This is a genomic window from Streptomyces sp. NBC_01092, assembly GCF_045039535.1.
In the GTDB taxonomy this organism is placed as follows: Bacteria; Actinomycetota; Actinomycetes; order Streptomycetales; family Streptomycetaceae; genus Streptomyces.
In genome coordinates this window covers 1,545,316-1,570,614 of record NZ_CP108659.1, presented here as the reverse complement: position 1 = coordinate 1,570,614, position 25,299 = coordinate 1,545,316, and the positions used below count along the sequence as shown (strand labels likewise).

Annotated in this window: 25 protein-coding genes and 3 pseudogenes; 15 read left to right on the top strand and 13 right to left on the bottom strand. The window is 70.7% G+C overall.

Going from position 1 to position 25,299, the window contains the following annotated elements; all coding sequences use genetic code 11:
- Positions 1–12 precede the first annotated feature (12 nt).
- A complete protein-coding gene (locus OG254_RS06770; protein ID WP_405578326.1) occupies positions 13–618 on the top strand; it encodes a hypothetical protein in 606 nt (201 codons plus the stop codon).
- 296 nt (positions 619–914) lie between these two features.
- Here the strand turns inward: OG254_RS06770 and OG254_RS06765 are convergent, their stop codons facing one another.
- Positions 915–1,328: a DUF4345 domain-containing protein gene (locus tag OG254_RS06765; protein ID WP_405578323.1), complete on the bottom strand. Its 414-nt coding sequence runs from the start codon at positions 1,326–1,328 to the stop codon at positions 915–917.
- Between the two features lie 90 nt (positions 1,329–1,418).
- Between OG254_RS06765 and OG254_RS06760 the strand changes: the two genes are divergently transcribed.
- From OG254_RS06760 to OG254_RS06750, 3 genes are read left to right on the top strand one after another with little or no spacing between them, the layout of a single operon-like run.
- Entirely contained in the window at positions 1,419–2,075 is a 657-nt protein-coding gene (locus OG254_RS06760; protein ID WP_405578320.1) for a TetR/AcrR family transcriptional regulator, read from the top strand.
- On the top strand, positions 2,063–2,305 hold the full coding sequence (locus OG254_RS06755) for a winged helix-turn-helix transcriptional regulator (RefSeq protein ID WP_405578318.1): 243 nt from the start codon (positions 2,063–2,065) through the stop codon (positions 2,303–2,305). Before OG254_RS06760 ends, OG254_RS06755 begins: the two co-directional genes overlap by 13 nt.
- On the top strand, positions 2,269–2,397 hold the full coding sequence (locus OG254_RS06750) for a hypothetical protein (RefSeq protein ID WP_405578315.1): 129 nt from the start codon (positions 2,269–2,271) through the stop codon (positions 2,395–2,397). Before OG254_RS06755 ends, OG254_RS06750 begins: the two co-directional genes overlap by 37 nt.
- A 715-nt stretch (positions 2,398–3,112) precedes the next feature.
- Here the strand turns inward: OG254_RS06750 and OG254_RS06745 are convergent.
- The 3 genes and pseudogenes from OG254_RS06745 to OG254_RS06735 all read right to left on the bottom strand — a co-directional run.
- A pseudogene (locus OG254_RS06745) lies at positions 3,113–4,382 on the bottom strand (IS1380 family transposase).
- 66 nt (positions 4,383–4,448) lie between these two features.
- Positions 4,449–5,519 (bottom strand): transposase, encoded by a 1,071-nt coding sequence (locus tag OG254_RS06740; RefSeq protein ID WP_405578313.1) that lies wholly within the window; start codon positions 5,517–5,519, stop codon positions 4,449–4,451.
- Positions 5,520–5,530: 11 nt separating this feature from the next.
- A pseudogene (locus OG254_RS06735) lies at positions 5,531–5,839 on the bottom strand (hypothetical protein); the annotation flags it as partial.
- A gap of 169 nt (positions 5,840–6,008) precedes the next feature.
- On the opposite strand from OG254_RS06735, the pseudogene OG254_RS06730 reads away from it, so the two are divergent.
- The 4 genes and pseudogenes from OG254_RS06730 to OG254_RS06715 all read left to right on the top strand — a co-directional run.
- A pseudogene (locus OG254_RS06730) lies at positions 6,009–6,665 on the top strand (Mu transposase C-terminal domain-containing protein); the annotation flags it as partial.
- A 91-nt stretch (positions 6,666–6,756) separates the two neighbouring features.
- Positions 6,757–7,113, top strand: a complete 357-nt coding sequence (locus OG254_RS06725) for a hypothetical protein (RefSeq protein ID WP_405578310.1) — start codon at positions 6,757–6,759, stop codon at positions 7,111–7,113.
- 338 nt (positions 7,114–7,451) lie between these two features.
- Positions 7,452–8,069: a VOC family protein gene (locus tag OG254_RS06720; RefSeq protein ID WP_405578307.1), complete on the top strand. Its 618-nt coding sequence runs from the start codon at positions 7,452–7,454 to the stop codon at positions 8,067–8,069.
- A gap of 701 nt (positions 8,070–8,770) precedes the next feature.
- On the top strand, positions 8,771–9,193 hold the full coding sequence (locus tag OG254_RS06715) for a hypothetical protein (protein ID WP_405578305.1): 423 nt from the start codon (positions 8,771–8,773) through the stop codon (positions 9,191–9,193).
- 403 nt (positions 9,194–9,596) lie between these two features.
- On the opposite strand, the gene OG254_RS06710 is transcribed toward OG254_RS06715, so the two are convergent.
- The 6 genes from OG254_RS06710 to OG254_RS06685 all read right to left on the bottom strand — a co-directional run bounded on the left by OG254_RS06710 (position 9,597) and on the right by OG254_RS06685 (position 13,474).
- On the bottom strand, positions 9,597–10,010 hold the full coding sequence (locus OG254_RS06710; protein ID WP_405578302.1) for an STAS domain-containing protein: 414 nt from the start codon (positions 10,008–10,010) through the stop codon (positions 9,597–9,599).
- 48 nt (positions 10,011–10,058) lie between these two features.
- Positions 10,059–10,484: an ATP-binding protein gene (locus OG254_RS06705; RefSeq protein WP_405578300.1), complete on the bottom strand. Its 426-nt coding sequence runs from the start codon at positions 10,482–10,484 to the stop codon at positions 10,059–10,061.
- A complete protein-coding gene (locus OG254_RS06700) occupies positions 10,484–10,891 on the bottom strand; it encodes a pyridoxamine 5'-phosphate oxidase family protein (protein WP_405578297.1) in 408 nt (135 codons plus the stop codon). Before OG254_RS06700 ends, OG254_RS06705 begins: the two co-directional genes overlap by 1 nt.
- Complete coding sequence (locus OG254_RS06695) at positions 10,888–12,612, bottom strand: SulP family inorganic anion transporter (protein WP_405578295.1); 1,725 nt, start codon at positions 12,610–12,612, stop codon at positions 10,888–10,890. Before OG254_RS06695 ends, OG254_RS06700 begins: the two co-directional genes overlap by 4 nt.
- A complete protein-coding gene (locus OG254_RS06690; protein ID WP_405578292.1) occupies positions 12,609–12,950 on the bottom strand; it encodes an ArsR/SmtB family transcription factor in 342 nt (113 codons plus the stop codon). Before OG254_RS06690 ends, OG254_RS06695 begins: the two co-directional genes overlap by 4 nt.
- A 164-nt stretch (positions 12,951–13,114) precedes the next feature.
- Positions 13,115–13,474 carry a zinc ribbon domain-containing protein YjdM gene (locus OG254_RS06685; protein WP_405578289.1) on the bottom strand — a complete coding sequence of 120 codons (360 nt, stop codon included), beginning with the start codon at positions 13,472–13,474 and terminating at the stop codon, positions 13,115–13,117.
- Positions 13,475–14,809: 1,335 nt separating this feature from the next.
- Between OG254_RS06685 and OG254_RS06680 the strand changes: the two genes are divergently transcribed.
- A complete protein-coding gene (locus tag OG254_RS06680; protein WP_405578286.1) occupies positions 14,810–17,407 on the top strand; it encodes a S8 family serine peptidase in 2,598 nt (865 codons plus the stop codon).
- A gap of 317 nt (positions 17,408–17,724) precedes the next feature.
- On the opposite strand, the gene OG254_RS06675 is transcribed toward OG254_RS06680, so the two are convergent.
- Positions 17,725–18,285, bottom strand: a complete 561-nt coding sequence (locus OG254_RS06675) for a hypothetical protein (RefSeq protein ID WP_405578283.1) — start codon at positions 18,283–18,285, stop codon at positions 17,725–17,727.
- A gap of 374 nt (positions 18,286–18,659) precedes the next feature.
- Between OG254_RS06675 and OG254_RS06670 the strand changes: the two genes are divergently transcribed.
- On the top strand, positions 18,660–19,883 hold the full coding sequence (locus OG254_RS06670) for a PP2C family protein-serine/threonine phosphatase (protein ID WP_405578280.1): 1,224 nt from the start codon (positions 18,660–18,662) through the stop codon (positions 19,881–19,883).
- Positions 19,884–19,901: 18 nt separating this feature from the next.
- Here OG254_RS06670 and OG254_RS06665 read toward each other — a convergent pair whose 3' ends face one another.
- Complete coding sequence (locus OG254_RS06665) at positions 19,902–20,102, bottom strand: hypothetical protein (protein ID WP_405578277.1); 201 nt, start codon at positions 20,100–20,102, stop codon at positions 19,902–19,904.
- A gap of 92 nt (positions 20,103–20,194) precedes the next feature.
- On the opposite strand from OG254_RS06665, the gene OG254_RS06660 reads away from it, so the two are divergent.
- A complete protein-coding gene (locus OG254_RS06660) occupies positions 20,195–20,662 on the top strand; it encodes a hypothetical protein (protein WP_405578274.1) in 468 nt (155 codons plus the stop codon).
- On the opposite strand, the gene OG254_RS06655 is transcribed toward OG254_RS06660, so the two are convergent.
- Positions 20,649–21,119 carry a hypothetical protein gene (locus OG254_RS06655; RefSeq protein ID WP_405578271.1) on the bottom strand — a complete coding sequence of 157 codons (471 nt, stop codon included), beginning with the start codon at positions 21,117–21,119 and terminating at the stop codon, positions 20,649–20,651. The two genes, OG254_RS06660 and OG254_RS06655, sit on opposite strands and share 14 nt — an antisense overlap.
- A gap of 218 nt (positions 21,120–21,337) precedes the next feature.
- Here OG254_RS06655 and OG254_RS06650 point away from each other — a divergent pair, with 218 nt between their 5' ends.
- From OG254_RS06650 to OG254_RS06635, 4 genes are all read left to right on the top strand, one after another.
- Positions 21,338–21,955, top strand: a complete 618-nt coding sequence (locus tag OG254_RS06650) for a DUF998 domain-containing protein (RefSeq protein ID WP_405578268.1) — start codon at positions 21,338–21,340, stop codon at positions 21,953–21,955.
- Between the two features lie 64 nt (positions 21,956–22,019).
- The gene (locus OG254_RS06645; RefSeq protein WP_405578265.1) at positions 22,020–22,280 is read left to right on the top strand and encodes a hypothetical protein; all 261 of its coding nucleotides are present in this window, start codon (positions 22,020–22,022) and stop codon (positions 22,278–22,280) included.
- On the top strand, positions 22,280–24,607 hold the full coding sequence (locus OG254_RS06640; protein WP_405578262.1) for a heavy metal translocating P-type ATPase: 2,328 nt from the start codon (positions 22,280–22,282) through the stop codon (positions 24,605–24,607). Before OG254_RS06645 ends, OG254_RS06640 begins: the two co-directional genes overlap by 1 nt.
- Positions 24,604–25,143, top strand: a complete 540-nt coding sequence (locus OG254_RS06635) for a copper chaperone PCu(A)C (protein ID WP_405578259.1) — start codon at positions 24,604–24,606, stop codon at positions 25,141–25,143. Before OG254_RS06640 ends, OG254_RS06635 begins: the two co-directional genes overlap by 4 nt.
- The last annotated feature ends 156 nt before the right edge of the window (positions 25,144–25,299 follow it).

The following is a 25,299-nucleotide window of genomic DNA, read 5'->3' as shown; positions in this document are numbered from 1 at the left end:
GGCGGGAGATCCGTGAACTCGTCCGACCGTAAAGCCATGGCGCTCAGTTGGCTCGTCATCGCTGTCCCCGTAGCAGTGTTCGCGGCGTTGTCAGCTGGCACGCCGCAGCAACCCGACTACGAAACCCCAGTCGACTACGACAGCACTCCGACCGAGTACGTAGACGAGTGGACGCCGGAGCCGGCACCGGAAGAGCCGATCGCGCCGCACCCCGGGCCCGAGCGAGACTGCGGCGACGGCACCCGCGGTACCTTCGCCGAATGCTGGCAGCGACTGCAACAGGAAGCACTCGCCGAGGCATCAAGGTCCGCTACGGCCCAACCGCCGGCACCCAGCGACTGGCCCACCTTTGCTATCCCGGCCACACCATCGCTTGCCCCGCCAGCAGTCACCGTCTGCACGGACGGCAGCCTCTCCAACTCCACCGGACGAGGCACCTGCTCCTGGCACGGCGGCATCGCACAGAAGCAGCGTCCGGTTCTGAGGCTGGAAGCCGTCGCCGGGGGTCAGGTCGACTTCGTCGACGCACTGCTGGGCGAGCAGACACGCAACGACCTGTCCTGGCACATCTCCGACCACTACCCACTCTGGGTGGAGTTCGCGATCCCAGCGAGCTGATCCAAGCGCACCACGACGGCCTTCGCGCAGCAGCTGGCCGACGACGTCCTCCAGGAGCTGGAAATCCCGACCCCAAGCATGTCCTCGCTCTCTTGCACCCGTGCGCCAACGAACCTCAGGTCGTCTTCGACCACATCGACCGGTACAGCGGGAACTCGGGACTCGGTGGCCACGGTCAGGCTGGCAACGGCTTGGGTCAGGGGCAGGGGCTCCGCCGCGTGGGCGGTGGCGGGGACGGTGGCGGGGGCGGCTCCCACATCCCCGCCCAAGCGTTCGATCTGGGTGAGCTCGGGCACTCACCGCCCGGCGGGCACCGCTTCCACATTGGTGCGCAGGGTCCGCTCCTCTGCGTCGGCCAGCCAGAAGAACACTGGCGGTAGGCCGAGCTCGATCACTGCCAGTGCGACCTGGAACCACTGCGGCCAGCCGTGCACGGCGAGTGAGAGCAGTCGCCCCACACCGCCCAGCAGGAAGACGCCGGCCAGCCACCGCACCGCCCGCGCCGGGATCGGACGCTGTCGTGCGGCCCAAAGCCAGGCCAGCCCGTAGCCGACGAAAATGGCTCCCATGAACCGGCCCCAGCTGTCGACCGTCGTACCGGCGGAACCGGCGCCGGGGATCGCCGCGTTGCCGAGTGCTACGTGGAGCAGGCCGATCGCCGCACAGGTCCAGCCCATCAGCTGTGCAAGTAAGCGCAGAGCCCTGGCCATGATCCCTCCAAGTCATCCCGACGGAGCTTAGTAGACATGCGTCTACTACAGTGAAGGCGCTAGTAGACTCATGTCAACTAACCTTCGTTTATGCCTCCCCGCCGACGACTCACGCCCGCCGACCGCCGCGCCCAACTCCTCGCCGTCGGCGCACGGCTCTTCGCCGCACACCCCTACGCCGATGTGCTGATGGAGGAAGTCGCCGAACAGGCCGGTGTCTCCCGGGCCCTGCTCTACCGTCACTTCCCCAGCAAGCACGCCCTCTTCGCAGCCGTTTACCAGCAGGCGGCGGACCAACTGCTCGCCGAGACACGGCTCCACCCCGCCGACTCCCTGGTGGAGCAGCTCATCCAGGGCATGGATGTCCATCTCGACTACTTCGTGGCCAACCGCCACGCCGTCCTCGCCGCGAACCGGGTCCTCGCAGGCGACCCGGTGATCCAGACGATCATGACGAACGAGCTGGACGCGCTCCGTGCCCGACTGCTTGCCGTACTCCCACTCGCGGACGAGAGCACCCGTGAGGCCGTGTCCGATGTCCTGAAGAGCTGGCTGGTCTTCGTCCAGGTCCTCTGCGTCGACTGGCTCACCCACGAGACCTGTACCCGCACCCAGCTGCGCGACGTCTGCATCGGCGCGATTCTCGGCGCCCTCCGGCCGCTGCTCGCCGAAGACCCCGCCCCCGACTGGCCGCCACAGGAGTCCCGCGCGGCTGCCCAGGCTCGAACATCTGGATGGGGAAGCTGACGCTTCCGGTGGGGAATTGCGTGGCGTTCCACAGCGACCACGACGGGGGAGCCGGACGGACCATCGGCACACTCAGCTCAGGACGACTCCGCTTCAGTGAATTGCAGCGCGGCATCCCCGGCGTGTCCCAGCGGATGCTCACCTTGAAGCTCCGCGGCCCTCTCGCGCCGTGCATGCCGAGGTCCCCCCGCGCGTGGAGTACAACCTCACCGCCATGGGACGCACCCTGATCGAGCCGGCTGTGGCCTTGGCGACGTGGGCCATCACCCACCAACCAGAGACCGCCGCAGCCCGCCAAGCCTTCGACGAACAACAGGAATGAACGGACTTGCCGGAGCGCTGGAGGGCACCCCCGGAACACATGCGTGCCATGGACAGTCCGGCTCGCTTCAGCCAACCAAGACCTTGCACCTGATATGTGAAACAGGCACCAAGCGCCGACACCGGTAGATGCTTCACCGTCAGGCCGCGGGCGGCTGACTGGACGAGGCGGCTTGGTCGGCGGGCTGGTCCAGCTGCTGCCGGCGGCGTTGATCGTTGCGGTTCGATGCGTTGGGTGAACAGCATCAGCGCCTCAACTCCCCGGCGTCGCCGAACTCTTGAATGCTGCGCCGGAAGGACTGCCGCGCCTCACGGGGGCCTCTATGCCGTTGATCAGGGGAAACCGGGCTGCCTTGAGCCCGGGCGCCGGGCATGTCAGCGAATCGCTGTTCTGCGCCGATATCGCTTGACGGGGCACACTCGACGGAATCGGAAAGGCGCGACCTTCGACGGCCCAGCTGCTTCGCATGCGGCTCCGTGGGGCCGCTGCGGACCAGGAGCCCCGCGCCCCGAGCGCCCAGCCCCCGACCACGCCGCCTTGCCGTCGGCCCCTAGCCTCGATGTTTCATGACGGTCCGCCGACGGAGTCGGTGGACCGTTTTCGCGTGCTGGGCTGAGGGTGGGCAGGGCGGCAGCCCGAGTGTCGCCTCGGGTGGGCGCCGGGTTCCACTGCTCCGGGTCAGGTGGTGCTGTCGGCGGGGTCGTGGGTCTGCTGGTCAGCCGGGGTTCGGAAGTTGGACGAGCCGGTCGAGGGCGGCAGTGATGTGACTGGGCCAGGGCCAGTGTCGGGCGAGGCGAAGGATGCGCCGGGCGGCCGGTGGTGACGAGTTGTCCGGCCGCGGCGAACAGGCGAAGCCGCAGGCGGCGCGGTTCCCAGAGGCGGGCCTCGCCGGGTGGCCTGGGCGGCCCGGATCCGGTCCTCCGCCCGGGCCCGCAGCCGGTGACGGAGCTCGAGCTCGGCGATCGGCCGGCCGGTGGTGTTGGTAGCGAAGCTTGGATCCGCATGCCGTCCGCGTCTGTGATCCTCAACTGGGCGCCGGGGTGGGGTCGTTCTTTGCGGACGATCAGCCGTATGCCGCTGGGCCAGCCGTCCAGCAGCTTGCCGGTGAGCTCGGCAACCCAGGCCCCGTCGCGTATCTGGCCGTCGGCCTCGGCGGCCGGCGTCCAGGCCGGGCCGGGGATCTTGAGCACGTGCCGGTGGATCGGCTCGGTGATCACCATGCCGACAGAGCAGGACAGCCATCGGCCTCGCTTCGCGAGCCAGGCGACGAAGTCGTGGGTGCCGCCGGCGGAGTCGGTGCGAATCAGCGTCCGCCGTCCGCGTCGGTACTTCTTCGGCAGCTGGGCCAGGGCCAGTTGGGTGGTGGTGATGTGGTCGGCGGCCGTGTCCGAGCCCGCGTTCCCCGGTCGCAGAAGGGCGGCGACCGGCTCTCCGGTTCCGCCAGGGCCGTGGTCGACGAAGGCGGTCAGGGGGTGATGGCCGTAGGCCTTCTTCCAGGTCGCGGCTGCGTCCTGTTTGTCGGAGTGCGCGATGACGAGGACCCCGTCGAGGTCGACCGTGACCTGTCGAGCAGCGTCCGGGGCCTTGGTGCCCGCCAACAGCCAGACTCGGTTGCGGACTTCGGCCCGCGCGGACCGGATGGCCTGCAGCGCCCTTTCGCCGGAGCCGGCGAGGGTGTCGATCAGGCGGGAGACCGTCGGGTCGGAAGCCACCGGCCCGAAGAGGGCCAGCTCGCACCGCAGCATCGCGACGTCCGCGAGACAGTCCCCGCCCAGCGCGACCGCCAGCGCGAGGTCCAGGGGGATCTTTCCGGGATCGTGGACGGTCCGCGGCTTTCGCCAGGGCGTCAGTGCCGCGGATACCGCCTGGTCAAGGCCGGTCTTGCAGACTGTGTCCAGCAGCAGGACCGCACCGGCCTGCGAGACCACCTGCCGACCATCTCCCAGGACACGGACACGCGGGTACGACGAGATAGGCTCTCTCACTCTCACCTGGAAAGTGCTCTTTCCCTTGCAGCCAACAGGACTCTCAGCAAGTCCCATCGTTGCAGGTCAAGGGCACTTTCCGTGATTCTGATCAACTCCTGGAAAGCTCACCTCGTGAAAGCGCGAGGCTAGATCCCGGCGGAGGAAGCACGCGAAGCCCATCATGGGCTTCGGTGCGTCCTGCTCGGCCTGGCGGATCCACTCCAGCAGCAGGTATCCGCGCTGATGCCGGACCAGATCGGCGAAGGCGCGGGCGAGGTCGCAGGCTCGGGTGATGTCCGGGCAGGCAAGCCGGACTTGTAACAGCCGCTCGTTCTGGCTGTCGGTGAGCGTCTCGCGAGGCCGCATGATCCACGAGGTGATCTTGCGAGGGCTCGGAATTTCGGCGCGGACCGGTTCGGCGGTGCCCGCGCGGAGGGCGGCGAGGTGTTTGCGGACGACCTGGCGGCTGCCGCAGTAGCCGCGGGCCTGGATCTCCAGGAACAGGCGTGTGCCGCTGACCTGGCCTTGGGCTTCGGTGAAGCGGGCGTTGAGGTATGCCTTGAACGGCTCCAGGACGCCGTTGGGGCGGCGGTCGCGGGCGGAGGCCAGCAGTTCGTCGAGGTCGGTGTCGCGGAAGCGGCGCACGGTCTTGCGGTCGAGGTTCAGACGGCGGGCGATGGCGCTGATCGTCCAGCGTTTCTCCAGCAGGCGGTGGATGTCCTCGTAGCGGTGGCGGGTGCGTTCGATGATCTGGGTGCGGGGCAGTTCTGCGGGCGGTAACAGCATCGGGGGCGGCTCCGGCACCTCGGTTCCCTTATCCTCCTCGGCGCGTTTGCGCAGGCAGTCGCGGTGCTGGTGGCAGGTCTTCTCCACCGCGGCGGACAGGTTCTGCAACAGGTGCCAGCGATCAGCGACTTCCAGGGCATGAGGGGCGGCCTCCTTGACCGCCTTGGTGTAGGCGCTGGCCCGGTCCCGGCAGATGATCTCGGCGCCGGGATGCTCGGTGAGCCAGGCCGCGAACGTCTCCGAGGTGCGGTCGGGCAGCACATCGACGACCCAGCCGGCCTCGACGTCGACCAGCACGGTGCCGTAGGTGCAGCCCTTGCGGAAGGCGAACTCGTCGACCCCCAGCACCCGCGGCGCTCGGTCCGGCACCGTCGGTGCCGTCAATAGCCTGAGCAGCCGGGTCCGGCCCGCGGCCAGCCGCAGGTGGCGGCACAACCGTGCGGCCGGACGGCCGCCGAGCTCGAGCGCGATCGACCGCAGCCAGCTGTCAGCCCGGTGCTGGAGCGGCGGTGCCGCTCGGACAGTCCCGGCACCTGCTCGACGAGCGTCTTGCGGGAACAGCTCTTCCGGTCACAGAAGTACCGGCGGACCCGCAGCCGGACTATGACCCGCCGTGAGCCCAAGGGCCTTTCATCCAGGGCGCGTTGGTACGTGCTGTGTGTGCGCCTCGCCTGTTTCCGGCAGTCCGGGCACCGGCCCGGGTGAGCGGCGGGTCACCGCCTCCACCACAAGGACGTCGGTGGAGTCGCTGACGCGTTCCACTCGCACATCGATCCCGGGAAACAGCACAGCCTCGACCGTCTTGCTCGCCATGGCAGGAAACACTCTGCCGAAACGATCCCTCGTTCCCCTCGCTACGCCGCGGAGTTCAAGAGCGAGGCTCTGCACCGGGGTTGTGACCAGCACGGCATCCGTTTGCGCTACCGGCCGCCGGGATTACCGCACTTCGGCGGGATCGTCGAGCGGCTGATCGGCACGATGATGCAGATGGTCCACGAGCTGCCGGGCACCACCTTCTCCAACACCGCAGAACGCGGCACCTACGACAGCGACAACAAGGCCGTACTGACCCTGCGGGAGCTTGAGCGCTGGCTGGCGTTGGCAGCGGCCTGCTACCACGGCCAGGTGCACGAGGCGCTGGGCCGCACCCCGGCGGGAGTCTGGGCGGAGAGGGCCGCGGCGGCCCCGCCGGCGATGGTCACCCATGAGGCCGCCTTCTTGTTGGACTTCCTGCCGGTGATCCGCCGGACCTTGTCGCGGTCCGGGTTCGTGATCGACCACGTGCACTACTACAGCGACGCGCTGAAACCGTGGATCGCCCGCCGCGACCGTCTCGGCCGGTTCGTCCTGCGCCGCGATCCGCGCGACATCAGCCGGATCTGGGTCCTGGACCCGGACGGCACCGACTACGTGGAAGTGCCCTCCCGGACGCTGTCCAGGCCGCCGATCAGCGCGTGGGAGAACAAGGCCGCCGTCGCCCGGCTGTGCGAGCTGGGCCGCGCCGAGGTGGACGAGAGGCTATCGTCGCGCCGGCGGGACGGACAGCCCGCTCGCCTGGGAATTCGCGCCGGTCGAGAGCTGGGAGAAGGCCCCTGATCCGGGGCAGGTGGCGAAGCGGGTGATCGAGGGCTTCACCCAGCGTCGGCTTCCTGATGGTGCCGCCTGGCTCACGAGCACCGTAGCTCACTGGGCCTACGGATCAGCGGCGGGCGCGGTCTACGCCATCGTGGCCGGATCACTGCCCAGGCCCTCTCCCGTGTACGGCGTGCCTTTCGGTGCCGCAGTGTTCGCCGGCGACTACGTCACCTTGCCGATCGCAGGGCTCTACAAGCCGATCTGGCAGTACGACCCCAAGATCGTGGCCTGGGATTTCGGCGCGCACGTCGCCTACGGCACCGGCACCGCAATGACCTTCTGGCTGCTCAGCCGACTCGGCATCGGGGCCGTCGGCCAGAGACAGTAAGCTGCCTGCCCGCCACGGCCGATGCCCTGCTCGCCACGGCCGATGCCCTGCTCGCCACGGCTCCCTGCTGATGGGTGTGGGGTTGCTTCTGGACCGGCGACCAGGCTCGTGAGCCCACGATCACGTCTGTCGGCGCGGAGCTCCGGAGGTGTTCGGCCAGGCCGGCCCGCCGAGCGCGTGGCCCGCATCGCCGCCCAAGCCCCCTGGCCGTCGACTCCCTCCGAAAGCTGCCCCGGCGTGGTCCGGGCCGCCGCAACCGGATTCCCGGGCGCGGCTCGCGTCCGGCCGTGCGAGTCTCGTCATGTCGGCATCTTGCACGAGCGCAGGAGGCGTCAGTCATGGACATGAAACTCGAGGTCGTGGTGCTGCCGGTGTCCGACGTCGACCGGGCCAAGGGCTTTTACACGCGGTTGGGCTGGAGGCTGGACGCGGACATCGCCCCGGACGAGAACTTCCGGGTGGTGCAGGTGACGCCGCCGGGCTCGCCGGCGTCGGTCATCTTCGGCACCTCCGTCACGTCCCAGACGCCGGGCTCGGCTCAGGGCCTGCAGCTGATCGTGGACGACATCAACGCCGCATACGATGAGCTGAAGCGGCTCGGCGCCGAGCCCAGCGAGGTGTTCCACGACGTCGGCGGCGTCTTCCACCATGCCGGGACAGACGGCCGGGTGCCAGGGCCGGATCCCCAGCGCACGAGCTATGGCTCGTTCCTGTCCTTCGGCGACCCTGACGGCAATGGCTGGCTCCTACAGGAGGTCACCACGCGACTCCCGGGACGCCTCGATCCCGCGAACACGACGTTCGCCTCCACAGAGGACCTGGCGAGCGCACTGCGCCGCGCCGCGGCCGCGCACGGGGAGCACGAGGCACGCATCGGTGCGGAGGACCCGAACTGGCCGGACTGGTACGCCCAGTACATGGTGCGTGAGCGGGCCGGGACCGAACTGCCGTCGTGACCGCATCGTCTTTCGCCAGGTGACTTACCGAGGTGCTCCTGAAGCACGGCGCGCACGTCGCCTGCACGGATTGGCTCGACGAGCAGCTGGCGATGGATCCCGACGGCTTCGTGTTGACCGGACAGGACGTCGCCCTCCCTGCGGGCCATCGCATGCGCTGCCCTTTGAAACCAGCGTGCCGGCGTGTTCTGCGTCGGTGACGCGCGTAGCGGAAGCGTGAAACGAGTCGCCGCTGCGGTCGGTGAAGGTTCCGCAGCAGTGCGGCTCATCTTCGATCGACGCAGACGCGATGGAGCCGAAGTCCTGTGCCAGCCGCCGTGGGGCCGTATCGGTGACTGTTCGGTACAGCTGCCGCATTTCCACGATGCCCACCCGGCTTCGCGGCCAGTCGCGGGTAAATCAGTTCGCTTGCGGCGACGCGCACCTTTCTTCACTCCGCGGGAACGCCCCTGGTCCCGGACACGATCACACAGGTGCGGGCCCCAGGAACCTGCCGATGCGCGGTGCCGGGCAGAGGTGCATTCTGAAAGATGGAGCGTTTCGGTCACTGAGCCTGCCAAGTAGGCCCTACGAGGCCAAGGCCCTGCACCTCCGCAGGGCCGGGTGTGCGAACCAGCATCGGCGAAGCGAGCCAGGCACCCCGCTGGATGCGTACCAAGGCCGCTGACAGACAACAGTCATCTCGAACCAGGGAGTGGGTCATGCCATCCCTACACTTCCACGTGAACTCCTCGATGAGCCCGGACGAGGTGATGGGCGTACTGACAAACTTCAGCCCCTCCCGCATCGAGGAGTGGCCCTCCATCGACGCCGAGCACTTCCAGGTTCACGAGCGGGGCGATACCTGGGCAGAGGTGACCGAGGGCAACGACAAGTCCTGGGAGCGCGCACGCTACGAATGGGACCCCCCGACGAACACGGTCACCGTCACCACTCGCGACTCGGTGCCCTTCGGCTCGGGGGGCTGGCAGTTTCAGATGACTCCCACAGATAACGGAACCCGCGTCGACGTCAGACTCGAACGGCACCCCACCTCGTTCAAGTCAAAGATGATGTCCTCGATCATTCCCTTCGCCGGGCCGGTGTTCCGCAAGTCCTTCAAAGAACCCCTGCACACCACGTAATCGCACAGGACAGCGACGCCAAGTACGAGAAGAGCGGCGATGAGTACTTCGGCAATGCGTACACGGTTACGGCCCGCCATCGGCCATAGCCGGTGGAGGACGATGTCGGTGGCGCCTCCGGCGGATGCGGGCGTGGCGTCCAAGTGGGCGGCGAGGGCGGCGAGACAACTGTGGGTTTGGTCGGGGCGATAACGGCCGGGACGGGTGGGGTGCTGGTGCGTGGCAGCGGGGATGTACAGGGCGAGGAGATGGTCCCGGACCGCAGCTGCTCGGAACCAGATCAATTGTGACGAGACAACCAGCACGACCCTCCCCACCTTCAGCACCCGAGCAGGCGGGGACCCCGCGCACTGCGCGGCGCAGTCCGGTGTTGCTCGTCCTGAACCCGATGAGTCGGCCACCATTACCCGCCGGCCTGACCTCCGGTCGGCCATCCCGTAGTACGCCACTCGTGGCGCCCCTCCGCCTGTTCCCCGTGCCCCGCGCGGTGCGCCGCGAGCGCGGCTGCCAGGTCGGCATGGACTGGGATGGGCGGGCAGTCCCCGGCGGGGACGAGGGACCCGTCCGCGGGGATGGCGGCCAGCTCAAGGCTGCGGCCGGCCTCCGCGAGACGGTGTGCGGCCTCTGTAATCGCCAGCTGTCCCTCGGCCGACCAGCTGCGCAGCTCCGTCAGGTCGACGACGACCGGTCCGGTGCCGCGGGCCAGGGCCCAGCCGATCGCGCCACTGAAGCGGTGGACGGCGTCCGGGCCGAGGTATCCGGCGACGGAGAGGATGCCGAGGTTCTCCTCGACGGTGTAGCGCCAGTCGATCGTCATGGGGCTGAACTTCCTTGTGCGGGTGGCCGGTCGGGGGCTGCGGTCCGGTCAGAGGGGGAGGGTGATCCATATGCTCTTGCCCCAGCCGTCGGCGTCCGCGCGGACGACCGCGGTGCCGCCGATGCCGAGGACGAGCTCCATGACGGTGCCGAGCCCGCCCGCACCGCTGGCGGTGACCGAGCCGTGCAGCGGAGGCTGGTAGGGGTGGCGGTCGTGTACGGCGAAGGCGAGGCAGTCCCTGCTCGCCGCGTAGATCACCGTTACCTTCGGAGAGGTGACGGCGGCGTGCCGGACGCTGTTGGTGGCCAGTTCGCTCAGGATCAGCAGCGCCGGGTCCACCGTGGGGTGGCGCAGCCCGATCCCCCACTCGACCCACGCCTGCTCGGCGGTCTCGCGAGCGAGGCGGACGGCTGACGGCTCGTTGGGCAGGGTCAGGACATGGCGGTGGGGCAGGGCCTGCAGCTGTGTGGACATCAGCTCTCCGGCCGGGCCAGCCGGAAGCCGGTGACCGTCTTGGGGTGTATGCGCAGAATTGTGTCGTGCGGGCCGTGGGTCCAGCCGGTCAGGGTGCGTCGGCAGTGGGCGGCCTCGTCCGGGTCGGTGATCACTTCGGCGGGGCCGGAGGCGGTGACGGTCCAGCCGGTGCCGGTCGCCGCCTGGATCTCGTCCACGTGGTACGCCGCCGTCGCCGGGACCGCCGCCGCCTGCACGGGGGTGCGGACCAGCAGTCGGCCGTACCAGAGGACGTGCCGGGCGGGCCGCACGATGGTCAGCTCCCGTTGCGTGTACACCAGCCGACCCAGGCTGCTGTCCCCCAGCAGCCACAGGGCCTCCGCACCGGAGACCTCGACCATGCGCGGGACGGTTGGGGGTGTGCTCATGAGCGGGCTTCCTCACTGGAGGTCGTGGTCCTGGGGGCGGGGATCGCGGGCATGACTCCGGCCCACTCCAGGTAGTCCCTGGCGCCGCGGATCGCCTCGGGCGTGGTGGCGTACTCGCGGCCCTCCCGGCTCAGCAGCTCCAGAGCGCCCACGGAGTCCAGGACCTGGCGCTGGCCGGGCCGGATCCCGGACGCCAGCACGACGATGCCGCGCCGGTTGAGCTTCTCCACCGCGTCCTTGAGGACCAGGGCTCCGGTGGCGTCGATCGTCGAGACCCGCGACATGCGCAGGATGACGACCCACACGTCGGCGACCTGGGTCAGCTCCAGCAGAAAGCGGTGGGCTGCGGCGAAGAAGAGCGGTCCGTCGATGCGGTAGGCGACGATGTGCTCGGCGAGCAGCGCGTGTTCCTCGGCGCTGTGGTCGCCCCGGTCGAGCGGCACCTGATCGAGGCGGGCCTGCTTGGCGACGGCGCGCAGCGCGAGCGCGCCCGCGACGGCCAGGCCGATGATGACGGCGTACACGAGGTCCAGCGCCAGGGTGGCGACGGCGGTCAGGGCGAGGATGAGCGCGTCGGAGCGGGTGGCCTTCGCCATGGCTTTCAGTGAGCCGACCTCGACCATGCGGATCGCGGTGGCCAGCAGGACGCCCGCCAGTGCGGCGAGAGGGATCTTGGAGACGAGCGGCGCCGCGGCGAAGACGATCACGGCGAGGATCGCGGCATGGGTGAGGGCCGCGAGGCGTGAGCTCGCGCCGGTGCGGACGTTGACGGCTGTGCGCGCGATGGCGCCGGTCGCCGGCACTCCGCCGAACAGGGGCGCGGCGATGTTGGCCAGCCCTTGGCCGAACAGCTCGCGGTCCGGGTCGTGCTTCTGGCCGACCGTCATGCCGTCGGCGACGGAAGCCGACAGCAGCGACTCCAGCGCGGCCAGCGCGGCGACCGCCACTGCGGGGGCGAGCAGGGTGCTCAGCGAGCCGAGTTCGAGGAAGGACAACGAAGGCGCGGGCAGCCCGGAGGGCAGCTCACCGATCGGCGTCGCCGCGTCCAGCCCGGCTGCCTGGGCCACGACGCTGGCGGCGATCACCGCCACGATCGAGAACGGCACGGTCGGCCGCAGGCGGGCACCCACCAGCATGACCGCGGCCACCGCGACCGCGAAGCCGACCGCCGTCCAGTTCGGGGTGTGCACGAACTCCTCGATCGCCCGCCAGGTGACGACGAGCACCCGTTCGCCCTCCGGCTTGGGCACACCGAGGGCGTTCGGGACCTGCTGCAGCCCGATCACGCAGGCGATGCCGAGCGTGAAGCCCTCCACGACCGGCGCGGGTACGTACTGCATGTACTTCCCGGCCCGCAGCGCGGCGAGGCCGACGAGCATCGCGCCGGCCATCAGACCGACCGTGAGGACCCCGCCCGGGCCGTACTGGCCGACGATCGGGACGAGGACGACTGTCATGGCGCCGGTCGGGCCCGACACCTGCAGGTTCGAACCGCCGAAAAGTGCGGCCACCGCGCCCGCGACCACAGCAGTCGCCAGGCCCGCCGCCGCCCCCAGCCCGGAGGAGACCCCGAAACCGAGTGCGAGGGGCAGTGCCACGATCGCCACGGTCAACCCGGCCAGCAGGTCCCGTCGGGGCTCCCGCCCCATTTCCGTCAGATCGGCGCGAGCAGGCAGCAGCGAGGCGATCCGGGACCAGGCCCGGCTGATCTGCGAGATCATCGCGCGCCGACCTCGGCTTCCCGCAGCTCGGCCAGCAGCTCGCCCTGCCCCGCCAGCATCTCGGTCAGGATCCGACGCGCGGCCCTCATCAGATCGGCCACGTCTCCGCCGGCCAGCTCGTAGACGACAGTCGAGCCCTCCCGTGTCGAGGTGACGATCCCGGATCGCCGAAGCACCGCCAGCTGCTGGGACAGGCCGGAGGGCTCCACCTCGATCGCAGCGAGCAGCTCCCGTACCGGGTGCGGCCCCTCCTGGAGCAGCTCCAGCACCCGTATCCGTACGGGATGCCCGAGCATCCGGAAGAACTCGGCCTTGGCCTGGTACAGCGGAACGGACACGACCCCTCGGCTTCCCCTGCGAGCCCCACCGGGGCAGACGCGAACGGCTGTGCCCGCGGCTACCTGCGGGCACAGCCAACACAGCATCTAACCAATTGCGAACTTTTGCAATTCAGCATCAGGTTGCTGTCCTGATTTTTCCGCCATCTAGGAGGAGGGCGGGATCAGGCTTTCTTGACCACGCTGGATTTGAGCTGCATCGCCCCGAAGCCGTCGATCTTGCAGTCGATGTCGTGGCCGTCGACTCCGTCGACGAGGCGGATGCCACGCACCTTGGTGCCGGCCTTGATCCCGGACGGGCTGCCCTTGACCTTGAGCGCCTTGACAACGACCACGGAGTCACCGTCCTGCAGCACGTTGCCGACGGAGTCCTTGACGACTCGCTCGCCCGTCGCGTCCCCGCCCTCGACACGGCTGTCGGCGGGAACCCATTCGTGGCCGCACTCCGGGCACACCACCAAGGCGTTCATCTCGTAGGTGTACTCACAGGAGCACTTCGGACAGGGAGGAGGATTCTCGATCACCCTGTCAGGGTATCCGGCTCTGCCTCTCGGCCGGTTTGCCGCCGTCGGCAGGCTCCCGCACCACGCCCGTGTCGTCCTCACCGAGGGCGCTGGCCTGCGGCTGACCCAGGCCACTGATGGCCACGGCATCGTCCCGCTGATCCAGGCGGACTGATCCCTGCCTCCTCGGACGGGCTCCGGAATCGGGCCGAGGTGCTTGATGACGCGCTCACGCAGCAGGAGGTACTCCTCCCAGCGACGGGGAAGAGGGCCCGGCGGGCGCTCGACGAGGGCGGGCAGCCGTGACGGTCTTTCCCCGCTGGAACGTTCGACGGTGCTTGCGCCCGCTTCCGGCACATGTGATGGGCCCCTGCAATCGGATGACGATCTGCAGCAGGTCGCGTAGGTGGTTCAGGCAGGTTCGCGTGTGCGCCTGGGACCGTCCTGCTCGGCTGAGGCCGGGACGGCGACCCCGCCTGGCCTCGGCTCCGCCGCCCCGTTCGTCGTCAGCGCGACGGCGGCCGGTGGTGCGGCGGGGTCACAGCGGGCCCGGGTCGCGGGCGCGCAGGCTGAGGCGGCTGAGGATGGGGGAGATGCGGTTCTTGCCCTTGCCCTCGCTAATGCTCACACGCAACGAGGCCGAACGAAACCTCTTCCTCACGCACGCCAACGACCCGTCAGGCGTTCAGGACGCTTGTCCGTGGTTCGACGTACCGGGTGAAGAACTTTCGACGGGCCAGGTTGACGTCTCCTGAACCGTCCCGGAGCCGCGCGGCTACGCTGAGTGTTGTGACAGAGGGTGGCGGACACCAACAGGGCTAACCAGGAGTGTCACGTGCGGCTGTCGTTTCTCGCGTAGGGGCCGGGCCCCGCTTGGGTAGGTCGCGGTGGGTCGCCTGTTCGCGCGAGCGGGAAGCCTTCAGCACGGGTAGTGTCGTTTCGTGCGTAGATGCGTACTTTGTGTGACGCCAGCCGCTCCCTGAGCACGGCGGTGTCACGTGTGCGAGAGGACCGGCGAGCTGCCGTCCTACATACCGGCCGTCCGAAGGCGACCGCAGCGATCACGACCGCGGGACAAGACTCGGCTTCTCGCCTGTGCCCTTCTGCGCAGTCCTGCATTTCTCACTTCAGTCCCAGCCCATCACCCCGGCCAAGGGGTAGCTCTCCTGGAGGAAAGCCATGTCGCATCACGGCAATCGCCCCGACGGCAACCGGCGGGCGAAGCAGCCAGGCAAGGCATCGGGCATGCCTGTGCCGGGGACTTCCGGCACGTCCGCCGGGCCTACGACCAGAAGGGCGGGCGAGATGCCGGTCCCGGGTATGCAGACAGCGGCCGGGAGCCCTGCGGCAGGGCAGATGCCGAAGCCCGGCATGCAGTCGGCGGCGGCAACCGGCGGGTCCGAGATGCCGATGCCGGGGATGCACGCCAAGTCCGCCGGCGGCGCGATGCCCATGCCTGCGGGCGGCATGACCGGCAGGTCGGAACCGACGGGACAAGCGCCCCAGGGCAGCAAGCCTCCGCAAGGCGGCGAGCCCCCGCCGCTCACGAACGGCGGTACCCCCACTGTGTCCCGCTTCGGCGGGCCCGGGGGCACCCTGCCGAGCGGTCCGTCGTACGAGCCGGGCGTCGTCGAGGTGGAGTTCCGTGAGGGCGTCACCCCGGACATCACCCAGCCCCCGGACGGCTCGGCTCCCGAGGTCCGTAGCGTCGCCGAAGGACCACTCGACGAGTTCAACCGCATCCTGGTGGACAACAACCTCGTCACAGCGGAATCGACGTTCCTGATCACACCGCAGGAAGCCACCTCCGTGCAGGCGCGCGCGGCCTCGAAGGGCTTCGATACTCCCAACCTGGCGCGGTTCGTCACGTTGCACTTCGCCGACGGCGCGGACACGGTCGCGATCGCGTCGCGCCTCGACGCGCTTCCCGAGGTGGAGCGGGCGATCGCCGTCCCCGTGGCTCTGCCGCCGACGGTCATGGCGGAACGTCCCGGAGGCGCGACGGTGCTCGCGCCGTCGGCTCCCCTGGCGGAACCGCTGGTCGGTACGGGCGGGACCGTGGTGGTAGACACCGCCACCGGCCTGGAGAACCAGTGGTACATCTTCCGCTGTGGCGTGAACCAGGCGTGGGGCATGTCCACCGGCCGCGACGTGGTGGTCGCCGATGTCGACTGGGGCTACCGGACCTCGCACAACGACCTCGCCGGGCGCATCAGCAAGACGTACAACGCCTTCGACGGCACCACCGACGTCACGAGCGGTGATGTCTCCCACGGCACCGCCGTCATGGGGTTGGCCGGTGCCACGGTCAACCATCTCGGCATGGCGGGCGTCGCGTACGACTCCACGCTCTGGGCGGTGCGGTCGGATTCGGGGACAGGTCAGCCACTCGGCGGAGACGCCTGGGCCCGGGGCATCGACTGGGTGCGTACCACCGACAGCGGCGGCAGGCGCAAGGTCGTGATCCTCGAAGTCCAGACCGGGGCGTACGGGAACATCGAGTACGTGCCGTCGGTCAACGCGGCCATCAAGACGGCGATCGCCGCGGGAGTGGTCGTCTGTGTGGCGGCGGGCAACGGAGACCGGGACGCCGGCATCGGCGACGACGGGAGGCCGATCCCGGAGACGGGTTCCATCCTGGTCGGCGCGACGGCCTACGACGCCACGGTCAACAAGCGTGCGTGGTTCAGCAACTACGGCCCCCGGATCGTCGTGTGCGCACCCGGCGACGACTCGCACGACGTGACCTGCGACAGCAGCTCCGACACCGCGTACCGCAACCCCTTCGGCGGCACCTCCGGTGCGACTCCGAAGGTCGCCGGTACCGTCGCGCTGATGCTGGCCGCGAACCCCGGTCTCAGCCACGCCGAAGTGCGCCAGATGCTCAACGCCACAGGGACCGCGGTCACTCCGGACCCCGGCAAGGACATCGGCACGTTCCTCAACGCCGGTGCAGCCGTACGGGAGGCCTCCGAGCAGGCGGCCGGACGCATGGAGATCTTCGCGCGTGGTGGCGACCAGGCGCTGTGGCATATGTGGCAGACCGCGCCGAACAACGGCTGGTCCGGGTGGGAGTCTCTGGGCGGCTGGATCGACATGCTGAGCTACGGCCGCAACGCCGACGGCAGGTTGGAGGTCTTCGCTCGTGGCGCCGACCAGGCCGTGTGGCACATGTGGCAGACCGCGCCGAACAACGGCTGGTCCGGCTGGGCATCGCTCGGCGGCTGGATCGACAACCTCAAGATCGGTCAGAACAACGACGGCCGAATGGAGATCTTCGCTCGCGGAGCCGATGGCGCGGTGTGGCACATGTGGCAGATCGCCCCCAACGGCACCTGGTCGAGCTGGGAGTCGCTCGGCGGCTGGGTCGACGATCTGGACATCGGCCGTAACGCCGACGGCCGGTTGGAGGTCTTCGCCCGTGGCGGGGACCAGGCGCTGTGGCACAAGTGGCAGACCACACCGGGCGGAGGCTGGTCCGGGTGGGAGTCCCTGGGCGGCTGGATCGACCGTCTCGCGACGGCCAGCAATGCCGACGGCCGGTTGGAGGTCTTCGCTCGTGGCGCCGACCAGGCTGTGTGGCACATGTGGCAGACCGCGCCGAACAACGGCTGGTCGGGCTGGGAGTCCCTGGGCGGCTGGATCGACATGCTGGCTCTCGGCCGCAATGCCGACGGCCGGTTGGAGGTCTTCGCTCGTGGCGCCGACCAGGCTGTGTGGCACATGTGGCAGACCGCGCCGAACAACGGCTGGTCGGGCTGGGAGTCCCTCGGCGGCTGGATCGACGATCTGGACATCAGTAAGAACGCCGACGGCCGGTTGGAGGTCTTCGCCCGTGGAGCCGATGGCGCCGTGTGGCACATGTGGCAGACCGCGCCGAACAACGGCTGGTCGGGCTGGGAGTCCCTCGGTGGCTGGATCGACCGGCTCGCCGTGGCCCAGAACGCGCCCTGAGCGCCACTACTGATTGACCGATCTGAGTGGCCACTCCTGTGTCCCCCAGGGCGACGCGCCCTGGGGGACACAGGAGTGGGATCGGCGAGACGGGCGGGAGTACGGTCAGGTTGTCCTTACGGAGGTTGGCGGACACCAACCGGGACAACCCCGACCGGAAGGTGCGGTTGAGCTTCCTGGGGTGAGCCGGGGCGTGGACGGACCGGGCAGGTGCGGCGCAGACGGCGAATGGGCGCGCACTCAACTGACGGACGGGCCCGGTGACTTGAGGCCGGCCAGGGTGCTCCCGTGACATGGGCCGGGCACCGGCCCGGCCGTCACGGCCGTACCCGGCCTCCCGCCGCGCACTGCCGCACCAGCTGCGCACCCTCGACCGGCAGCTCGGCCGGCGCGGTCCGGTCGGGTGCGGCGGGCGCACAGTGTCCCTGGAGGCGGGACAGTTCGCTCGCGCAGCGCTGAAGGGCCACTTCCAGGACCTCCGGCATGTTCAGGGTGCCGGTGCCGTCCGGCGGGACGAGCCAGCGCAGCGCACCCCAGCGGCAGTGCGGGGCGGGCGCGGCGATCCACGTCCGCGCGCCGAGCAGGCGCACCCCGGTGCCGATCCACACGGTCTGCGGCTCCGGGGGCAGCAGGAAGCCCACGTGACGGCGCCGGGCGTCCAGCAGGCAGGGGCCGGGGTCCAGCAGCATCAGTTCGTCCAAGAGGTCGGCGACCCGCAGTCCCAGTTGCTCCGGCACGATCAGCACGTCCCAGAACCGTCCGGCCTCCAGCAGCGCCACCCCCGTGCTGCCGTTCTGCCATTCCTCTTTGCAGGCGCCCGGGTCCTCCGACGCCGCGGCCAGCCACTCCATCGACCTCGTCCACTCCGTGAGTGCCATAAAGAGCCTCCCTGTGGTGCGCTGACGCCCGGTTGATGCCTTAGTGCACCGGGTGGCGGGTGCTACGGCCATACGGCGGGAGCTCAATTCCCCGTATGGGGCGAGCGCCCGCGCGTCAAACAGGCAGGTAGCAGGGCGTGCGCCCCCTCACTGACGGAGTACGCCGGAGCCGGTGGAGGGCGCCCGGAACGCCCGGCGCCGCCCGTGCCCGCCGGGTCACCACCCGTACGCTGTCCGTGCTCGCGCCCCACGCGGCGACCCCACTGGGTCGTGCCGGGGGCCGGGCAATCTGTGCGTTGCCTGTGAAGTTTTGTCACCGTTTTAGGGTGTTTGGTGTGGTGCGCTGGTTCCAGTCGTTTCATAGACCGCCGCGGGTGGGGCGCGTCGCTCCCGCCGGTGTGCCGGAGCAGGACCTCGTCGTGCCGTCCCGGCTCGCCGTGCTGCGCACCGCACTGGCCAGGATCGGCACCACCCTGGACGAGGGCCTCACCTGCGCGGAGCTGACCCGAGAGGCGGTCCGGCAGGTCGGCGGCGCGGCGGCGGTGCTGCGCGTCGGCGGCGAGGCCGTGGCGCAGTACGAGGCCGTCGACGGCGATGCCGGGCTGCTGCCCGGCGTCCCCTGGGCCATGGCCGCGGCGCGGGAGGTGATCGCGCTGGGAGAGGCCGCGTCCCCGATCCCCTTCGCCGCGGTCGGCGGTGCCCGACCCGCGCTCTGCGTTCCCCTCACCACCGACGGCCACCCCTATGGCGGCCTGGTCTGTGCCCGCGGCCGCGATGCCTTCACCGCGGCGGAGGCGGAGCTCCTCGGCCTCCTCGCCGAACGAGCCGCCTCCCACATCCGGCACGCCCGCGAGCACGAGCGGGTCAGCGGCATCGTCGGCGACCTCCAGCGCGCCCTGCTCGCCGAGCCGGGCCGTCCGCACCCGAACCTGGACGTCGCCATCCGCTACATCCCCGTCGGGCAGAGCGCCCTGGTCGGCGGCGACTGGTGCGAGACCGTCCGACTGCACTTCGGGCGGACGCTGCTCGTCGTCGGCGACGTCATGGGGCACGGCCTGGAGGCCGCCGTGGACATGACCGCGTACCGCTCCTCGCTGCGCTACATCGCCTCCGCCGACCTCCCTCCGCACCGGGTGCTGCGCCAGCTCGACGACAGTGCGTCCGCGGACCCGGACCGCCGGCCGGCCACCTGTCTGATCGCGCGCGTCGACCCCAACCGCGGCCAGGTCACCCTGGCCAGCGCCGGCCACCTGCCCCCGGCCGTGATCGACGGGCAGGGCCGCACCTCACTGCTGCCGGTGCCGGTCGGCCCGCCCCTGGGCACGGGCCTCGGCGGCTATGAGCCGGCCACCTACCAGCTGGACCCGTCGCAGACGCTGGTGCTGTTCACCGACGGCCTCGTCGAGCACCGGGGCGAGGACATCGACGACTCCCTGGACCGGCTGGCCGGCGTCGGCTTCGGGGCCGCCAGGGGGGTCGAGCAGGTCATCGACACCGTCCTCGCCCGCCTCGACGCCAAGCACGCCGAGGACGACGTCGCCGTACTCGCCGCGCAGCTGCACGAGCGCGTGCTGCGCGGCGACGGTGAGGGTCCCTGAGTGGGCTCGCCGGCGGCATCACCGGTCGTCGCGGTCGTGCGCACCCGAGACGTAGGGGTCGTGCCGTCGTCCCGGCGACTTGGCCGGCCGCGCCGCCGGTGGCAGGCTCGCCTCCCGCAGTGCGTCGCACCACGGGCAGTCGGCGGTGTCCTCGCTGTCGTTCCCGTCCAAGCGGGTTGCTCCTGTCTCGGTCGAGGGCCAGCGGGGTGCGTCGGGCACGCATGACTCCATCCGGGTTATGTCCTCACTCGACTGGGTGGTGGTGGAGGCGTCCGGCGTACCACCGGCGCACGCCTCGGCGTTGCTCCGGCATGGACAGCACTGAATCGGCGCGGCGCGTCCTCGGCGGCGATGGCGCACCCGTGTCGTACGTCGTACCGGTCACCGGCGTCCGGAGCCAGCCGTCGATCTACGCGGCCCTGGTTGCGGAGTGGCGTGCCAAAGGGCGCACCGTGCCGGGGCGCCGCGACACGTTGTGGGACCTCCTCGTCGCCGCCGACGGCCAAGGGCGTGCCATCACCTCCTGGGCCGTCGGCCGGTGCACCGGCCTGACCCCGGCCGTCGCCACCGAACCGGCGGACGAGCGGCGCGCCCACGCCGAGGAGCGGCCCGCCCAAGGGGACGAGGGACTCGCCCAGGAGGACGAGCAGCCCGCCCATGGAGCCGAGCGCGTCCCGGCGATCGTCGTCCCCCGGGGCCTTCCCGGGCCGTTGTTCGTGTGGGAGGGCAGTGGGAGCGGCGGCCGCGTCGGCGTGGCCGACCCGCTCACCGCCGACTGACGCCCGCCGGGACGGCGAGCGCGCCGCCGGCCTCGCGCAGCGCGAGGCGCACGACGTCGGGGTCGTACAGGGCGCCGGTCCCGTCGGGTGGCAGCAGCCACTCCATCCGCCAGCCGCTGGAGCGGTAGGGCGGCGGCACGGCGACCCACGATCCCCGGCGGGCATGGCGGACGCCCGGCCATGCCCATCCGGTGGCCGGAGCGGGCGGAATGAAGAAGCCGACCCTGCGCGCCCCGCAGTTCATCAGAACCGGGCCGGATGCCGGCGGCTTCGTACGTCTCAGCAGATCCAGGGTGCTCAGGCCGAGGCGCTCGGGGACACTGAGTACGTCCCACACCCGGCCGGCCTCCAGCAGTACCGCGTCCGCGCCCTGGTCCCACTGCCGCTTGCACGACCGCGGATCCGTCGCGGCCGCCGCGAGCCACTCGACGGCCTGCTTACCCATGGCGCGCTGCATGTCCCACTCCCCGAAATCTCGGCTCCACCCCAGTTGGGGGCCCCTCATGCTGGTGGATATTTCTAGGTGCGGGAAGGGGTGGCGTGGCCTGGCGTTTGCAGGTGATCCGTACGACTTTCGCAGTGCTGTTCGGTTGCGGCGAACGTCTGCCCTCCCCGTGCTCGGGTGTCTGCGTGTAGCTGACGGGACAACCGTTTAGGGCGATTTACGGTGTCTTGATGCGACTCGTGCCGAGATGGGCCTTGCTTTCGTCGGCCAGTGCGCCGGTCGTGCTGATCGGCGGGTGGACGGTCGCGGCGCGGCTGCAAGGGCCCGGCTACGACCCCGTCACGCAGACGATCAGCGTCCTGGCGGCCTACGGCGCCGCGGGATTCTGGGTGATGACCGTGGCGTTCACCGCACTGGGCGTCTGCCATCTGTTCACCGCGCTGGGCCTGCGGGCGGCCGCGCTCCCGGGGCGTGTGGCGCTGGCCGCCGGGGGAGTGACGGCCTGTGTGGTGGCGCTGATCCCGCCCCCGAGCAGCGGAGGGTCCCTGCGCCACGGCGCGGCCGCCACGGTCGGCTTCGCGCTCCTCGCCCTGTGGCCGGTGCTGGCCGCGGTTCGCCGGGGCAGCCCACCCTGGGGGCTCCGGCTCGTACCCTCCGTCGCGGCCACCCTGCTGATGCTGGTCAGCGCCGCCTGGTTCCTGGTCGAGATGCACTACGACGGCGCCGTCGGCGTCGCCGAACGCTTTGTGACGTCCGTTCAGGCCCTGTGGCCCTTCGTGGTCGTCGCCACCTGCCTGCGCCGGCGTCGCGACGACGGGACCCGCCCACTGACCGAAATGGCGGACTAGGTCCGGGAACTCCCTGCCCCGCGAGCCCGACTCCTGTAGCGGTACGTACCTCAGGAGGCCGGTGATGAAAGAACCCCAGCAGTCCTCTCGCGGGGCGGGCGCGGTGCTGCGCGCACTCGCGCCACCGCCCGCACTCTGCGGGTTCCTGCTGCTGCTCGCCCTGATCTTCACGGCGTCGTACGCCGTCGGAGCCGCCTCCGGGCCCGTCGCGCCCGGCATGCACGGCCCCGGAACGAGCGGCGACGGCGGCGGCACGGACACGGGCGACACCGGGGGCACCGGAGACATGGGGGACATGGACATGCGGCACGGGAGCGGCAGCTGATGGCCACCGAACCGGCACCCCCGATGACCACCACGGACCTGACCGTCGGCGGGATGACCTGCGCGGCCTGTGTGCGGCGGGTGGAGAAGAAGCTCGCGAAACTGGACGGCGTGACCGCGACGGTCAATCTCGCCACCGGGCGCGCCCGGGTGAGCCATCCACCCGAAGTCCGTCCCGAGGAGCTCGTCGCGACCGTCGAACAGGCCGGATACACGGCCGCCCTGCCCGAGCCGCCGAAGAGGCCGGAGCGCCGCGACGATGGGGCGAGCGGGGGCGGACGGGAGTCCGAGGACGGCCGGTCGGAGCGGGACCGGCTGCTGGTCACGGCGCTGCTCGCGCTGCCGGTGCTCGTGCTGTCGATGGTGCCCGCCTGGCAGTTCCGCAACTGGCAGTGGCTCTGCTTCGTGCTGGCCGCGCCGGTCGCCATTTGGAGTTCCTGGCCCTTTCACGTGCGGGCGGTGCGCGGGCTGCGCCACTCGACGGCGACGATGGACACACTGGTCTCCCTCGGCGTCGTGGCGTCCTTCTCCTGGTCGGCGTACGCCCTCTTCCTCGGCGGTGCGGGCGCACCCGGGATGCGCATGCCGTTCAGCCTGCTGCCCTCCGCCCCGGACGGCGTGGCGCACGTCTACCTGGAAGCGGCCGTCGGCGTCCCGCTGTTCGTGCTGGCCGGCCGGTTCCTGGAGGCGCGGGCACGCCACGGCACCGGGGCGGCGCTGCGCTCACTCGCCCGGCTCGCGGCCAACGAGGTGTCGGTACGGGAGGACGGCGTCGAACGCCTCGTCGCCATCGAGGAGTTGACGGTCGGGCAGATCTTCGTCGTACGGCCCGGCGAGCGGGTCGCCACCGACGGTGAGGTGGCTGAGGGCAACTCCGCCGTGGACCTGTCGCTGGTCACCGGGGAGAGCGACCCCGTCGAGGTCGGGCCCGGCACCGCGGTGGTGGGCGGCGCCGTCAACGAGGGCGGGATGCTTCTGGTGCGGGCCACGGCCGTGGGCGCGGACACCCAACTGGCCCGGATCGCACGGCTGGTGACGGATGCCCAGGCCGGCAAGGCGCGGGCGCAGCGGCTGGCCGACGCCGTGGCCGGGGTGTTCGTGCCCGCGGTGCTGGCGCTGGCCGTCACCGTGCTCGGGTTCTGGCTGGGGGCGGGGGCCGATCCGCAGGCGGCGATCACCGCCTGCGTGGCCGTCCTGGTCGTGGCGTGCCCCTGCGCGCTGGGCCTGGCGACCCCGACCGCGCTGATGGCGGCCACCGGACGCGGCGCGCAACTAGGCGTCCTGGTCCGGGGCCCGCAGGCCCTCGAGGGCCTCCAGCACATCGACACCGTCGTCCTCGACAAGACCGGCACCCTCACCTCCGGGCACATGACCGTCACCCGCGTCACGGCCGTCCCCGGCGGGCTCGGCAAGGACGCCGTGCTGCGGCTGGCCGGTGCCGTGGAACAGGGCTCGGAACATCCGCTGGGACGCGCGATCGTCGCGTATGCCCGCAGGACCCTGCCCGAGCGCGAGGCGTTGCCCGAGGTGCGGGACTTCCGCGCGCGGGCGGGCCGGGGCGTGCGCGGCGACGTCGAGGGGCGACTGGTCGAAGTCCTCGCACCGGACGACGAGTTGCCGACGGCGCTGGCGGACGCCCTCCCGGCGGCGGAGGCGGCCGCGCACACTCCCGTCGTCGTCCGCGTCGACGGCGCCGCGCAGGCGCTGATCGAGATCGGGGACGTCGTACGCCCCGGCAGCTACCGGGCCGTCGACCGGCTGCGGCGCCTCGGCGTGCACCCGGTGCTCGCCACCGGCGACCACGACGCACCGGCCCGCGCCGTCGCCTCCGCCCTCGGCATCGAGGAGGTGCACGCGCGCCGCACACCCGAGGACAAGGCAGACCTCGTACGGGAGTTGAGGGCACAGGGCCGCCGGGTCGCGGTCGTCGGCGACGGCGTCAACGACGCGGCCGCGCTGGCCGGCGCCGACCTCGGCATCGCCATGGGCACCGGCACGGACGTGGCGATCGGCGCCGCGGACGTGACCCTGGTGCGCGGGGACATCGAGGCACTCGGGGACGCGGTCCGGCTCGCCCGGCGCGCCCTGGGCACGATCCGCGCCAACCTGCTGTGGGCCTTCGGCTACAACCTGGTGACCGTGCCGCTCGCCATGGTCGGCCTGCTCAACCCCATGGTCGCCGCGGTGGCCATGTCGGCGAGCTCCCTGCTCGTGGTGGGCAACAGCCTGCGGCTGCGGGCCTGGCAGCCGGCACCCGCCCGCGGCCGTGAGCACGCCGGAGTCCAGGGACGGACGCCCGCCACCACCGCCGGAGGTCGAACCCGATGACCCTTCCCACAGCCGAGCGAGCGGCAGGCCCCCTGTCCTGGCGCCCGACCCGCCGTCGGATCGCCGACAGCCTGCTCGCCGCGCTCGCGCCGATCGCCGCCTGCGGCGTCGCGCTGGGCGGCCTGACCACCTGGGTCGGCTCCGGCAACGCGGGCAGCCCGGCGCGGATCGCGGTCGCCGAAGGGCGGGTCTTCCTGCCGTACGGCGACGCCCAAGACACCGCCGCGTTCTTCCGGATCATCAACTCCGGGGGTGCGGACGACCGGCTGCTGAAGGTGACGTCGCCCGAGGTCCAGGGCGAGGCGACACTCAGCCGCCACCGCATGATGAGCGGCAACGCGGCGTCCGCGCGGACGGTGGACTCGGCGCGCGTCCCGGCCGGCGGCGGCCTCGCCATGTCCCCGTACGGACTGGACGTGACCCTGCGGGCCGATCCGGCCTGGCAGGCGGGCACCTATGTGCCGTTCACCCTCCACTTCGAGCGTGGCGGGCGGATCGAGGTACAGGCGGTGGTGGTCCGCCCCGGCGAGGGGTGAGTGAGGCCGGCCTCACATCTCCACTTGTCGGTCGACGTGTGCGCCGGGTTCCCTCCGGCCGATGTGTCCTGTATCACTCTTCTGGGCTTGAGTGCGGTAAGGGGGTGTTGTGCGTACCCACCCGTGACGAGTGGGCCCAGGATGCGAGGATGAGGG